12 protein-coding genes are annotated in these 13,168 nt (G+C 58.6%); 8 read left to right on the forward strand and 4 right to left on the reverse strand.

Annotation, left to right across the window (positions count from 1 at the left end; genetic code table 11):
• Positions 1-56 precede the first annotated feature (56 nt).
• The 8 genes from FZE95_RS10080 (at position 57) to FZE95_RS10115 (ending at position 8,977) form a co-directional block, all read left to right on the forward strand.
• Positions 57-506, forward strand: coding sequence for a Zn-ribbon domain-containing OB-fold protein (locus FZE95_RS10080; protein ID WP_150300756.1), 450 nt, complete (start codon positions 57-59; stop codon positions 504-506).
• Positions 506-1,654, forward strand: a complete 1,149-nt coding sequence (locus tag FZE95_RS10085) for a thiolase family protein (RefSeq protein ID WP_190324546.1) — start codon at positions 506-508, stop codon at positions 1,652-1,654. The genes FZE95_RS10080 and FZE95_RS10085 overlap by 1 nt, the downstream gene beginning before the upstream one ends.
• A gap of 40 nt (positions 1,655-1,694) precedes the next feature.
• Positions 1,695-3,089 carry an aromatic ring-hydroxylating oxygenase subunit alpha gene (locus tag FZE95_RS10090; protein ID WP_150300758.1) on the forward strand — a complete coding sequence of 465 codons (1,395 nt, stop codon included), beginning with the start codon at positions 1,695-1,697 and terminating at the stop codon, positions 3,087-3,089.
• Between the two features lie 68 nt (positions 3,090-3,157).
• Positions 3,158-4,354: an acyl-CoA dehydrogenase family protein gene (locus tag FZE95_RS10095; RefSeq protein WP_150300759.1), complete on the forward strand. Its 1,197-nt coding sequence runs from the start codon at positions 3,158-3,160 to the stop codon at positions 4,352-4,354.
• A complete protein-coding gene (locus FZE95_RS10100; protein ID WP_150300760.1) occupies positions 4,351-5,439 on the forward strand; it encodes an acyl-CoA dehydrogenase family protein in 1,089 nt (362 codons plus the stop codon). The genes FZE95_RS10095 and FZE95_RS10100 overlap by 4 nt, the downstream gene beginning before the upstream one ends.
• Before the next feature lie 20 nt (positions 5,440-5,459).
• Complete coding sequence (locus tag FZE95_RS10105; protein WP_150300761.1) at positions 5,460-7,097, forward strand: AMP-binding protein; 1,638 nt, start codon at positions 5,460-5,462, stop codon at positions 7,095-7,097.
• A 22-nt stretch (positions 7,098-7,119) separates the two neighbouring features.
• On the forward strand, positions 7,120-8,085 hold the full coding sequence (locus FZE95_RS10110) for a PDR/VanB family oxidoreductase (RefSeq protein WP_150300762.1): 966 nt from the start codon (positions 7,120-7,122) through the stop codon (positions 8,083-8,085).
• Positions 8,075-8,977: a DMT family transporter gene (locus FZE95_RS10115; RefSeq protein WP_223825025.1), complete on the forward strand. Its 903-nt coding sequence runs from the start codon at positions 8,075-8,077 to the stop codon at positions 8,975-8,977. The genes FZE95_RS10110 and FZE95_RS10115 overlap by 11 nt, the downstream gene beginning before the upstream one ends.
• An 18-nt stretch (positions 8,978-8,995) precedes the next feature.
• Here the strand turns inward: FZE95_RS10115 and FZE95_RS10120 are convergent, their stop codons facing one another.
• The 4 genes from FZE95_RS10120 to FZE95_RS10135 all read right to left on the reverse strand — a co-directional run bounded on the left by FZE95_RS10120 (position 8,996) and on the right by FZE95_RS10135 (position 13,160).
• On the reverse strand, positions 8,996-9,778 hold the full coding sequence (locus tag FZE95_RS10120) for an enoyl-CoA hydratase/isomerase family protein (RefSeq protein ID WP_223825026.1): 783 nt from the start codon (positions 9,776-9,778) through the stop codon (positions 8,996-8,998).
• A 10-nt stretch (positions 9,779-9,788) separates the two neighbouring features.
• Positions 9,789-10,643 carry a 3-hydroxybutyryl-CoA dehydrogenase gene (locus tag FZE95_RS10125; RefSeq protein ID WP_150300859.1) on the reverse strand — a complete coding sequence of 285 codons (855 nt, stop codon included), beginning with the start codon at positions 10,641-10,643 and terminating at the stop codon, positions 9,789-9,791.
• A 26-nt stretch (positions 10,644-10,669) separates the two neighbouring features.
• On the reverse strand, positions 10,670-11,857 hold the full coding sequence (locus FZE95_RS10130) for an acetyl-CoA C-acyltransferase family protein (RefSeq protein WP_150300763.1): 1,188 nt from the start codon (positions 11,855-11,857) through the stop codon (positions 10,670-10,672).
• Positions 11,858-11,993: 136 nt separating this feature from the next.
• On the reverse strand, positions 11,994-13,160 hold the full coding sequence (locus FZE95_RS10135; RefSeq protein ID WP_150300764.1) for an acyl-CoA dehydrogenase family protein: 1,167 nt from the start codon (positions 13,158-13,160) through the stop codon (positions 11,994-11,996).
• Positions 13,161-13,168: the final 8 nt, after the last annotated feature.

Below are 13,168 nucleotides of genomic sequence, written 5' to 3' on the forward strand. Positions count from 1 at the left end.
TCTGGCTTTGGTTATATTAAAAACAATCATGATGGTTTAAAACAGGGCTGAATAAGATGAATGACAACGTTTCTGTTCACCATGCGACTCGCCATCTTCTGAATACGAGTGAGCAGGGGCTGGTTCTGTTAGGGAGCCGTTGCGTGACCTGCCACGAATACTACTTTCCTGCAACCGATAGCTGCACTCGTTGTTGTGGCAGTCAGATGGCCGTCTGCGAGCTCGGGTCACAGGGAACGCTATGGTCCTGGACGGTGCAGGCATTTCAGCCCAAGTCGCCTTATAACGGCGGCGAGGCGCCGGAAGACTTCGAAGCTTATGGCGTTGGCTATATCGAGATGCCCAGCGGCATCAGGATAGAGAGCCGTCTCACGATTTCCGATCCGACCAAATTAACCATCGGGATGCCAATGCATCTGGTGGAAGCTGACTACGGCAAAAGCGCAGATGCTGTTTTGCGTACCTTCGCCTTCACTCCGTCCAACCCGACCGAGGAGTCCGTCTGATGGAAGACATCGCAATTATCGGTGTGGGTATGCACCGTTTCGGCCGCACTGACGGTGTCTCAGGTCAGGTTCAGGGCGCGCATGCCGTGCGCGAAGCATTGAAGGATGCGGGCGTGAGCTGGGATCAAGTGGGTGTCGCCTATGGCGGTAGCCAGGACGCAGGCAACGCCGATGCGCTCAGTAACCATCTTGGTCTGACCGGCTTGCCCTTCGTCAATGTGGCTAACGGCTGTGCCACAGGCGGCAGCGCGCTCGCCAGCGTGGTTGCGGCGTTGCGCTCGGGTATGTCAGATATTGGCGTTGCGGTGGGTTTTGATAAGCATCCGCGCGGTGCTTTCAATCCGCGTCCAGCGGATTGGGGCCTGGAAGACTGGTACGGCGAAACAGGGCTCATGCTCACCACCCAGTTCTTTGCGCTGAAAACACAGCGTTATCTCCATGAACATGGCATCTCCGAGGACGCTCTGGTCAGGGTTGCGCAGCGGGCATTTCAGAATGGCGCGTTGACGCCCCACGCCTGGCGTCAACGGGCGCTCAGCTACGAAGAGATAGCCGAGTCAATGCCGGTCAATCTTCCGCTGCGCAAGTACATGTTCTGCAACCCCGCCGAGGGTGGCGCTGCACTTGTGTTGTGTCGGGCCAGCGAGGCGCATCGCTATACCGATCGCCCGGTACTGGTGCGGGCGGCGGTGATGCGCACTCGACACCATGGCTCCTTTGAAGTGTTCAGCCCGTCGCTGGCGGCAGAGGCCGCGCCGGCGCCCACGGTGACGGCTTCGCGCGCTGCGTATGAGGAGGCTGGAGTCGGCCCGGAAGATATCAATGTCATCCAGTTGCAGGATACGGACAGCGGCTCGGAAATCATTCACCTGGCGGAAAACGGCTTTTGTGAGCACGGCGAGCAGGAATACCTGTTACGCCAGGGCGAGACAAATATCGATGGGCGACTGCCAGTGAATACCGATGGCGGTTGTCTGGCCAACGGTGAGCCGGTAGGTGCATCGGGTCTGCGACAGGTGATTGAGGTGTGCCTGCAGCTTCGTCAGCAGGCAGGAGCACGTCAGGTCCCGGGCGCACCACGGCTCGGTTACACCCATGTGTATGGCGCACCAGGCGTCAGCGCAGTAACTATTCTCGAAGCGCCGTAGTACCTGCAGCAGCGCTTATAAAAATAATGAGGGCGTCAGTATGAGCAACTTGAAACAAGCGAAGTTTACCGTTCTTCCCCCCGAAGAAGTGGGCAACCCCAATATGTTCCAGGAGCTCCTGAAACAGGAGAAAGTCCCAGTCCCTGAGCGCCTGGATTCCAGTTTTCCGGGATTCACGAATGAGGATCTGCCAATCGAGCGCTACAGCGCGCGCTGGTTTCATGAACTGGAAGCCGAGAAACTATGGACCAAGGCATGGCAAATGGTCTGCCGTGCGGAAGATATACAGAAGCCGGGCGACCATGTGGTGTACGACATAGTCAATGCGTCGATCATCATCATGCGCGGTCAGGACGGTGTCATTCGTGGCTTCCACAACTCGTGCCTGCACCGGGGGCGAGCATTACGCATGAGCAGCGGTGCGGTAAACCAGTTGCGCTGTCCCTACCATGGCTTCACCTGGGATTTGCAAGGTGAGTTCAAGAGCCTGCCGACCAAGTGGGATTTCGAGCATGTCGATCCCTGTGAAATGAAGCTGCCGGAAGTCAAGGTGGCTACCTGGGCCGGCTTTGTCTTCATCAATCCTGATCCGGATGCGCCCTCGCTTGAAGAGCACCTGGACGTAATGCCTGAGCATTTCGAGGATTACAGCATGGAGCGTTCTGTCTCGGTTGCCCATGTGCAGCGACGGATGCCCTGCAACTGGAAGGTTGCTCAGGAAGCCTTCCTGGAATCCATGCACACCCGGGCGACGCATCCCCAGATCATGACCTTTACCGGCGACATTGATAGCCAATATGACATGTACGGCGACAACATCAGCCGCAGTGTTACACCGATGGCCGTCACAAGCTCGAACCTGAACGACGTAGATCAGGCGTTGGTACTTCACGACATCCTGGAGGAGTCCGGGCGCATGGCCGATGCGGACAGCAGTCGTCACGTGCTGCCGGAGGGAATGACCGCCCGCGAGTATATCGGCGAGATGAATCGTCAGATGTTCTCCGAGGCGTCCGGTGATGACTTGTCCCAGGCGACTCTTGCGGAATTACAGGACGCCATCCTGTATTCGATTTTCCCCAATACACAGGTGTGGGCCGGTTACTTCGGCAACATCGTCTATCGCGCTATCCCTGACGGCGATAACCACGAAAGCTGCATCTTCGACATATGGCTGCTTGGTCGCCATAAGGAAGGGGAGCCATGTCCTGCGGGTGCCCGTTTGACCAGCCTGCCAGATGATCTCGATTTCTCCCAAGCACCGGAGCTCGGCGCACTTGGACCCGTATTCGATCAGGATATGAGCAACCTGGGCGCCATGACCAAAGGTCTGAAAGCCTCGAAAAAGGGCAAGGTGACGCTGGCCAGCTACCAGGAAAGCCGCATTCGCCACCATCACCTGACACTGGATAAATACCTGGGTCTGGGCAAGTAGCGGCGTGCCCCGCCCGGCATCACGGGCGGGTTTTATCTGCAGTAAATGGCCGGGCTCGAGAGATGACAATGAACAACAGCGTATTGGACAAGGCGCAACAGCTGCGCGAAGCGGTAAGGCATTTTTACCGCAACGAAATGCCAGCTGGCCTGCGCGACAAATCACACCGGCACCAGGTGCTGGACAAGCAGGACTACCTGCAGTGGATGCAGCTACTGGACCAGAAGGGCTGGGCTGCTGGCCACTGGCCGAAGGAGCATGGTGGCCAGGAGTGGTCATTGCTTGAGCGCTTCGTGTTCGAAGACGAACTGGCCCGGCTGGGGTGTCCTTGGGTCATCCCCTTCGGTGTCAAATACGTGGGTCCGGTCATTTACAGTTTCGGCAGTGACGAGCAGAAGCAGCGGTTTCTGCCGGGGATAGTCAAAACTGAAGAGTTCTGGGCGCAGGGTTACTCTGAGCCGAACGCCGGCTCTGACCTGGCCGGCCTACGTACCCGCGCTGTTCGTGATGGTGATCACTACGTGGTTAATGGTCAGAAGGTCTGGACCACCTACGCCCAGTGGGCGGACTGGTTATTCTGCCTGGTGCGCACGAATACCGAAGGTAAGCCTCAGAGCGGTATCTCTTTTCTGTTGATCGATATGCGGAGCGAGGGCGTTACGGTGAAGCCAATCAGCACCATGGACGGCTATCACCATGTCAATGAAGTCTGGCTGGAAGACGTCCGCGTGCCAGCGGCAAATCTGGTCGGTGAAGAAGGTGCCGGCTGGACCTACGCCAAATTTCTGCTGAAGAACGAGCGTACCGCCGGCGCCATCGTGGGCCAGGCGAGGCATGTTCTGGATCGACTCACATTGTACGCCCGCGAAACCCAGGTTAAAGGCGAGCCGCTGATCAATCAGCCACTGCTGCGCAATCGTATCGGCGAATTTGAATTGCGTTTTCTCGCACTCGAAGTGGCCTCCTATGACGCAGTGATGGCAATGCTTGAAGAGCGGGATAATGGTGGTGAGGCTTCGCTGGTCAAGATTCGAGGCACCGAGCTGTATCAAGAGGTCACGGATGCGTTGCTGGACGCAATGGGGGAGGCGGCTATGGTGTTCGACCCAGATGCATTGCACACGGCTGATGGGCTGCCGCCTCTGGGTCCGGAAGATACCGGCGGCATCCTCAAGGAGCACTTCTACAACCGCGCCAATACCATCTTTGGCGGTTCATCCGAAGTGCAACGCAACATTATCGCCAAGGTGGTGCTCGGCCTATGACAACTGATCTTGAAACCATTGGCATGCTGCGCGACAGCCTTGAGCGGTACGCAGCGGATAACTATGCCTTTAATGACCGGCTGGGCATGCTAAAGGAATCCACAGGGTTCAATGAAAAGGTGTGGGGCGATCTGGCCGAGTTCGGCTTTCTGACTTTGCGCCTGCCCGAAGATATGGATGGCCTGGATGGCGATGCCAATTCAGTCGGTGCCTTGATGGAGGTGGTTGGGAAATACCTGATGCAGGAGCCATTCCTGATCAGCGGGATCCTGTCTACCACCCTGGTGGCGCGGCTGGGCGATGCTGGGCAGCGTGAGCGCTTGTTGCAGGGGCTGGGCTCCGGCCAGATGCTGCTCAGCTGTTCGCTGGAGCATGCTGACGATTGTCTGCTGGAAGATAACAGGCTAAGCGGCCGACTGGATCTGGTGATGCACGGCGATGCCGCACATGGATTTCTGGTGGCGGTACGCAATGGCAGCGGCGAAATGAAGCTGGGCCTGGTCAATGCGTCTGCCTCCGGTGTGCAGCGTAGTCCTTGCCGGCTGCTGGATGGCCGGGGCGCAGCCAGGGTGGTGCTGGACAACGCCGAAGTGGAGTTGCTGGACACTCCTGCGGATCGCTTGAGCATCGAAGAACATATCGATTTGCTGCTTGATGAGGCCAATGCTGCGCTGTGTGCGGAAGCCTGCGGGATGATCGATGCGTTGCTAAATACCACTAATGATTACCTGAAGGTGCGCAAACAGTTTGGCAGGCCGCTGGCAACCAATCAGGCGCTGCAGCACCGCATGGCAAACCTGTATTTGCTGAGACAGGAGGCATTCGCGCTGACCCGCGCTGCAGAGCGGGCAATCAGTCAGCCCGCTGCCGAACGGTCGCGCATCGTCAGTGGCGCTCGAGCCTATATCAGTCAATCAGCACGGCAGGTAGCCAATGAAGCCGTGCAGATGCACGGCGGCCTGGGCATCACCGAAGAGCTCAATGTCAGCCATTTCTACCGCCGGATTATGTTGCTCAATAATCTACTAGGCGGACGCGATCATCATTTTTCGCGTTTTGTTGAAAGCAGCCTGGGCGCCGCCTGACTGATCCTGGAGTGAGAAAAATGCAAAAAGATATCAGCGGCTGGACTGTTCGCCTGGATCCGCAAACGATTGATCGGTACGCCAGAAGTGGTGAGTGGGTAGGCAAGACCATAGCCGACATGGCCAGGGACATAGTGGCCGAGGACCCTACGCGCATCACCCATGTATTTGAAGGACAACCCTGCGAGATAAGCGGGCTGCTGGATGACGCTTTCCTCCTGGCGGGTGCGCTGGAACGTCGGGGGTTGGTTCAGGGCGATGCCATCAGCTTCCAGCTGCCCAACTGGCGCGAAGCGGCGGTAGTGGATCTCGCTGCCAGTCTGCTGGGCTTGGTGATCGTTCCTGTGGTATCGATCTATCGCAACGCCGAAGTCGCCTTCATGCTGGCCGATGCAGGGGTGAAGGCTGCGTTCTTTCCATCGGTGTATCGCGGGTTCGATTACGCCGAAATGATGCAGGGCCTCAGTGCCGAGCTGCCTGCTTTGCGGGTGCTCTGTCAGGTGCGAGGCGAGCATTCTGTAACGGATGATTATGAAAGCCTGCTGGCCGAAGGGGGGGCAGCGACTGATCTGCCAAAAGTGGACGCCAACTCAGTGAAACTGGTGCTCTATACCTCGGGCACCACCGGCAAGCCCAAGGCCGTGCTGCATTCGCATAATTCCGGTCCGATCCGGCTCAAGCGTGGCTTCGAGCATTGGGCCGGCGGGGATAGTGGCATTCTGCTGATGGCATCGCCAGTGACCCATGTCACCGGGTTGAGCGGTCTGGAGTTGCCGTTCTACCTGCCTGCCCGGACTGTTTTCATGGACCGTTGGAACGCGGAGGAGGCGCTCGAAATCATCGACCGCGAACAGGTCACTGTGAGCCTGGGCGCGACGCCATTCCTGCACGAGCTGTTGGCCCAGGCAGAAAAGCACGGACGTCGCTTACCTTCGCTGCGCGCCTTCGCCTGCGGCGGAGCCGAGGTGCCTCCAGCACTGATCTACAAGGCTGGCGAAGTACTTGACCAGTGCCGTGCATTCAGGGTTTTCGGTTCCAGCGAAGTCCCCTTGGTCACCCTGGGTTTCGTTGGCGAGGATCAGCTTGAACTGGCGGCGACGACGGATGGCGAGATCATGGACTACGACGTCAAGGTAGTCGACGACGACGGCCGCTCGCTGGCTGAAGGCAGCGAGGGCGAGTTGATGATTCGAGGCCCGGCGATGTTTTTGGGTTACGCAGATGCGCAACAGACAGCCGCCAGCTTTGATGCAGAGGGCTACTTCGCCACCGGCGATCTCGGCAAGGTGGTACACGGCAATGCAATTGTCATCACCGGACGTAAAAAGGATCTGATCAATCGGGGTGGCGAAAAAATCAGTGCCAAGGAGGTGGAAGATATTCTGCACCAGGTACCGCAAATAGATGAGGCTGCGGTGGTTTCCATGCCGCATGCGCGTCTGGGTGAAACCCTGTGTGCCTATGTCATCCTGCGCGAGGGCGCGCAGCTAACCTTGAACGATATGGTTCAGAACGTGCTGAGCGCCGGGGTCGCCCGACAAAAGATTCCCGAGCGACTGATAGTAGTGGACGATTTTCCCCGAACAGCTTCAGGGAAAATCAGAAAAGACCAGCTGCGCGCGGATATCCGCCAGCGCCTGGAAAACAATGCCGCTTGATAAAAACAAATAGGAACTGTCCATGGATACTGCCTCCCTTAATGTCCGTATTGCCCGAAAAACCATGGAAGCACTGGATATCACGTCCCTGGAGCTAGCGCCTACTGATGGCAGCAAGCTGCCCGGCTTCAGTGCTGGTTCACATATTGATGTAGAGATACGCCCAGGCCTCGTCCGCCAATACTCTCTTTGTAACGATTCCGCAGAGGACCATCGATACGTGATCGGCGTGCTCCGTGATCCTGCTTCACGAGGTGGTTCTATCGCCGTGCATGATGAGCTACAAGAGGGGCAGGTCATCCGAATCAGCCTACCGCGCAATCATTTTCCGCTGGCGCACAATGCTCACAAGTCATTACTGCTCGCTGGTGGCATTGGCGTCACCCCGATCCTCTGTATGGCCGAGCGACTGGCGAAAATCGATGCTGATTTCAGCATGCATTATTCCTCACGCAGTGAAGAGCGCATGGCTTTTCTGGATCGCATCCGCGAGTCCACATTCGCGCGCAGAGTGCACTTTCACTACGACGATGGTCCGGCAGACCAGAAGCTCGATCTGCCTGCGGTACTTCAGGCGGCAGGTGATGATTGCCATCTCTATGTATGTGGTCCGAGCGGCTATATCGACTTTGTCACCTCGACTGCCCGGTCGCAGGGCTGGCCCGAAGAGCGCATTCATTTCGAGTTCTTCAGTGCCAAGCCAGTAGATACCAGCGATGACGAGACCTTTGAAGTGCAGGTTGCCAGCAGTGGCCAGGTTTATCAGGTCGGCGAAGATGAAACGATCGTCTCTGTCCTGGCCGAGGCAGGGGTCGAGATAATGACCTCCTGTGAGCAAGGCATCTGCGGCGCCTGCATTACCCGGGTACTGGAAGGCACACCGGACCATAGGGATCAGGTGCTCAGCGACTCGGAACGTGACGACGAAGGCTGGTTTACCCCGTGCTGCTCGAGATCCGTCAGCAAGCGGCTGATACTTGACCTCTAAGCCGGCGGTGCATCTGTCGGTTGCATACGGTGTGGTAGTTCTTATCTGGGCTACCACACCGCTGGCCATTCAATGGGGCGCTGTGGATAGCGGTTTCAGCCTGGCTGCCATGTTGCGCATGGTGCTCGCGCTGGGCTGCGCATTGCTTGTGCTGGCGCTTTGGCGGATACCTCTGGCGCTACATCGACGTGCGATAAGCAGTTATGCGTGTGCGGGGCTTGGGCTTTTCATGGCCATGTTCTGCGTTTATTGGGCGTCGACCCGGATCGAATCAGGACTGATGTCGGTCATCTTCGGCACCTCGCCGCTGGTGACCAGCCTGCTGGCCGCGTGGTGGCTGCAAGAGCGGGCTTTTACGCCCCTCAGGTTGGCCGGAATGCTGCTGGGTTTGGCCGGGCTGGCGTTGATCTTTCTCGATGGCACGCTGGTCATGCAGCCGGGCTTTGCGGCCGGGGTAATGGCGTTGCTGTTAGGCGTGTTATGTAACTCCGCGTCACTGGTCGGGCTCAAGGTCATCAACGATGACAGCCACCCTCTGGCGACAACGACTGGCGCGCTGCTGGTGGCGGCTCCGCTGTTCGCCCTGGCCTGGTGGCTGGATGGCGCGCTCTGGCCTGACTCCTTCAGCCTGCGTAGCAGCTTGTCGATCGTCTATCTGGGGGTACTCGGCTCGGTGCTCGGTTTCGCGCTGTATTACTTCATCGTGCGGAATATGGAGTCGGCCAGTGTCGCGCTGATTCTCGTGATCACTCCAGTATTGGCACTGGTGGTGGGCAGGGTATTCAATGCCGAAGAGCTGCCGCCTGAAGTGTGGTGGGGAGCCATATTGATTGGCCTGGGGCTGTTGTTGCATCAACGGCAAGCCGCCTCTGTGGAGACGGCCACCGGTTGAGATCCAGGCGGAGCAGAATCAGCTGCGCTTGGTCAGGAACCCCTGCACTGCATTGTCAAAGTCCGGATGCGCTATACATTGGCTGAAGGCCTGCTTTTCCGCTGCCAGCTGGCTGATTAGATCCTGTTCCAGGCCGCTGCGCAGCAAGCGTTTGATGTTGCCTGCGGCCAGTGCGGGCAACCTGCACAAGCGCTGGGCCAATTCCTCAGTCCGGTCTTCCAGGTGGTCAGCCGGTACCAGCTGGTTGACCAGGTCCAGCGCCAGCGCTTCTTCCGCTTTGATGGTCTCTCCCAACAGTGCAACAGACATGGCGCGGCGCAGGCCGAGCTGTCTCGGAAGCGTCCAGGTGATGCCCAGATCGCCACTGACGCCTAGTGCCGTATAGGCAAAGCTGAAGCGGGTAGTGTCCGCGGCAATCAACAGATCACATGCCAACGCCAGGCTCATGCCGGCGCCAGCGATGGGGCCCTGTACGCTGCCGAGCACGATCTTGTCGCACCGGCTGAGCAGGTCGATGGCCTGATTCATCGGTTCGATCAAGCTATCGGGGATGCTGTCGGGATCCGCCGCGAATTGGGCGATGTCACCGCCGGCCATGAATGAGCGTCCTTCGCCGCTCAGCACAATGACTCGAATGTCGGGATCTGCCACGGCCTGTTCGACAGACTGCTGAAAAACGCCGGCCATGGCGCTGTCTATCGCATTGAGCGAAGCAGGTCGGTTGAAGCGCAGATGCAGCAGGGCACCGTTGCGTTCAGTCTTCAAAGGCGAGCTGGGCATAATGGATTCTCTCTGGGTCATGTCCGCACCTTCACGCCGGATACCGGTAGAAGCCGCGACCGCTCTTGCGACCCAGATAACCTGCCTCGACCATCTCCCGCAAAAGCGGAGCGGGGCGGTATTTGCTGTCGTTGAAGCTGGCGTAGAGCACGTCCATCACCGCCAGCAGCGTATCCAGGCCGATCAGATCCGCCAGTGCCAGCGGCCCGATGGGATGGCTGCAGCCCAGGCGCATGCCCATGTCGATATCCTCGGCGCTGGCGATGCCTTCCTGCAGGACGAAGACTGCTTCGTTGATCATCGGTACAAGGATGCGGTTGACCGCAAAGCCTGCGTGGTTGCGCACGCTGATGGCGGTCTTGTGAACGGTCTCGGCAAAGGCGCGAGCGGCTTCATGAGTCCTGTCATCTGTCTGCAGGCCCCGGATCAGCTCGACCAGCGCCATGACTGGCACGGGATTGAAGAAGTGCATACCAATGAAGCGTTGTGGGCGGCTGCTCGCTGCGGCCAGTCGGGTGATGGAGATGGATGAGGTATTGCTGGCAACGATCGCTTCGGCAGACACAATCTCATCCACCTGACGGATCAGCGACAGCTTCACCTGCTCGGACTCGGAGGCCGCTTCTATCACCAGATCCGCGCCCGCCAGGGCCTGCAAATTGGTAGCGGTGTGAATGTTGTCCAGCGTCTGCTGTTTGTCGCTGTCGGTGATGCTTTCCTTTCGGATCAGCTTGTCGAGACTGGCGTCGATAGTTGACATGGCTCTGTCAAGCGCGGCGTCCGCGATGTCTACCAGGACAACTTTCAGACCTGCGCTGGCGCAAATCTGAGCGATGCCATTTCCCATCGTGCCGGCGCCGATAACGCCTACTGTATTGATCTGCATGGATGTTTGCTCTCGCATGGCTGGCTTCACACTCGTTCGAAAATCGCGGCAATACCCTGACCACCACCAATACACATGGTCACCAGCGCGTAGCGGCCCCCGGTGCGGTGCAATTCGTAAATCGCCTTGGTGCTGATGATGGCGCCGGTGGCACCGACTGGATGGCCAAGGGATATGCCTGAGCCGTTCGGGTTAACGATCTCCGGATTGAACCCCAGCTCCTGAATGACCGCGCAGGCCTGGGCGGCGAACGCTTCGTTGGCTTCGATCACATCGATTTCCGCCAGGCTGATGCCGGTGCGCTTTAACACCAGGCGGGTAGCGGGAATGGGACCTATGCCCATGTAATCCGGTTCGACGCCGGCATGCGCATAGCCCACCAGACGCGCCATCGGCACCAGGTTGTGTTGTTTCACTGCCTGCTCTTCAGCCAGAACCAGGGCGGAGGCGCCGTCATTAAGGCCTGATGCGTTGCCTGGCGTAACGGTGCCATTCTCTTTGATGAATACAGGTTTCATGGCTCCAAGCTGCTCTTGGCTGGCTTCCGCGCGAATATGTTCATCGGTGTCGAATTGAATCACGCCCTTGCGGGTCTTGATCTCCACCGGGACGATCTGGTCCTTGAAGTAGCCCTTGGCGGTGGCCCGCGCAGCGCGACGTTGGCTTTCCAGCGCCAGCTCATCCTGCGCTTCGCGGCTGATGTTATAACGCTTGGCAACGTTCTCGGCGGTGACACCCATATGGATGCGCTGCCAGGGGTCGTGCAGGATGCCGTTCATATAGTCGACGGCCTGGCTGTCGCCGAGACGGGCACCCCAGCGCATACCGGGCAGTATAAAGGGGCCGCGGCTCATGCTTTCCGCACCGCCACCGATCGCAATTTCGGCGTCGCCCAGCAGAATGGACTGGGCAGCCGAAATGATTGCCTGCAGGCCGGAACCGCAGAGTCGGTTGACGTTGAACGCCGGGGTTTCCTTGGGAATGCCGGAGTCCATTGCCGCCACGCGGCTCAGATAAGCATCGCGTGGCTCAGTGGGAATCACATTGCCCATGACCACGTGGTCGATGGCGTCGGGACTGACACCCGAGCGTTGCAGTGCTGCGTTGACGGCGACGGTGGCAATGCTGCTCAGCGGTTGGTCTTTCAGGGAACCGCCGAAGGTGCCTATGGCGGTGCGGGCTGCGCCCACGACGTAGATCTGACGTTGTGCCATGGATATATCTCTTTGAATGCCCGCCGAGGCAGGCTTTTACTTGTAAAAAAGGGTCAGCTGAAATGAAGGAGATCCAGTGACCCAAGGCTAGAACGCGGCGCAATCAGGTGCGCGCCGCGTCACGGCGCAGCTCGTTTTAACGCAGTTCTCCTGCCATGATTTTCTTGGCTATGCTCATGCGATGGACCTCGCTGGGACCATCGTAGATGCGGAAGGGGCGTACGTCCCGGAAAATACGTTCTACAATCTGTTCGCCCGTGACGCCCTGGCCGCCGAGGATCTGTACGCAACGATCCACCACCCGCCATATGGCTTCCGAGCTGAGCACCTTGGCCATGCTTGATTCGATATTGCCGCGCTCGCCCTGATCCAGCACCCAGGCGCAATGCCAGATGGCCAGGCGGGTACTGTGCAGATCCATTTCGTTGTCTGCCAGCATGAATCCGATGCCCTGATGCTCACCGAGGGGCTTGCCGAAAGACTGGCGGGTGCGTGCGTAGTCGCAGGCGATATCGTGCGCGCGCCGGGCTGCTCCGAGCCAGCGCATACAGTGGGTAAGACGGGCTGGCGCCAGGCGAACCTGGGCATAGCGAAAGCCTTTGCCGATCTCGCCGAGCACGTCGCTGGCCGGGATCCGCAGGTTTTCCAGCTCAATGACCCCATGTCCGCCGGTGAAGCAGCTATCCAGTGAATCCATCATGCGTTCGAGCTTGAAACCCGGGCGGTCGGTATCGGTCAGGAACATGGTGGCTCTGCCATCCTCCATCTTCGCCATGATGATGGCGAAGCTGGCACCGCTCGCACCGGTGATAAACCATTTTCTTCCATTGATGACATAGTCATCGCCGTCCTTGACGGCGGTGGTATTCATCATCGAAGGGTCGGAGCCGGCGCCTGGATCAGGTTCGGTCATGGCGAAACAGGATCTGATTCGCCCATCAATCAATGGCTTGAGCCAGCGATCCTTCTGCGCATCGTTTGCGACGACCTCCATCATGTGGATGTTGCCCTCGTCCGGGGCATGGATATTCAGCGCGATCGGACCCAAGGGTGAATAGCCGGCCTCTTCAAACACAATGGCCTTGGCACGGTGGCTGAGTCCTAGCCCACCCAGTTCCGTTGATGCGTGGGGTGTAAGCAGACCGGCGTGACGTGCACGCTCGACCAGCTCGTTGCGTAGCTCTTCGCTGGGGCCATGGGCAGTCTGCCGCGCGTCCCGCTCCAGCGGAACAACCTGCTCGGCTATGAACTCGCGGGTGCGCTGACGCAATTCGAGATGATCTTGGTCAAGGCTGAAATCCATACTGTTTC

The organism is Pseudomonas profundi (assembly GCF_008638305.1).
Classification (GTDB): domain Bacteria; phylum Pseudomonadota; class Gammaproteobacteria; order Pseudomonadales; family Pseudomonadaceae; genus Halopseudomonas; species Halopseudomonas profundi.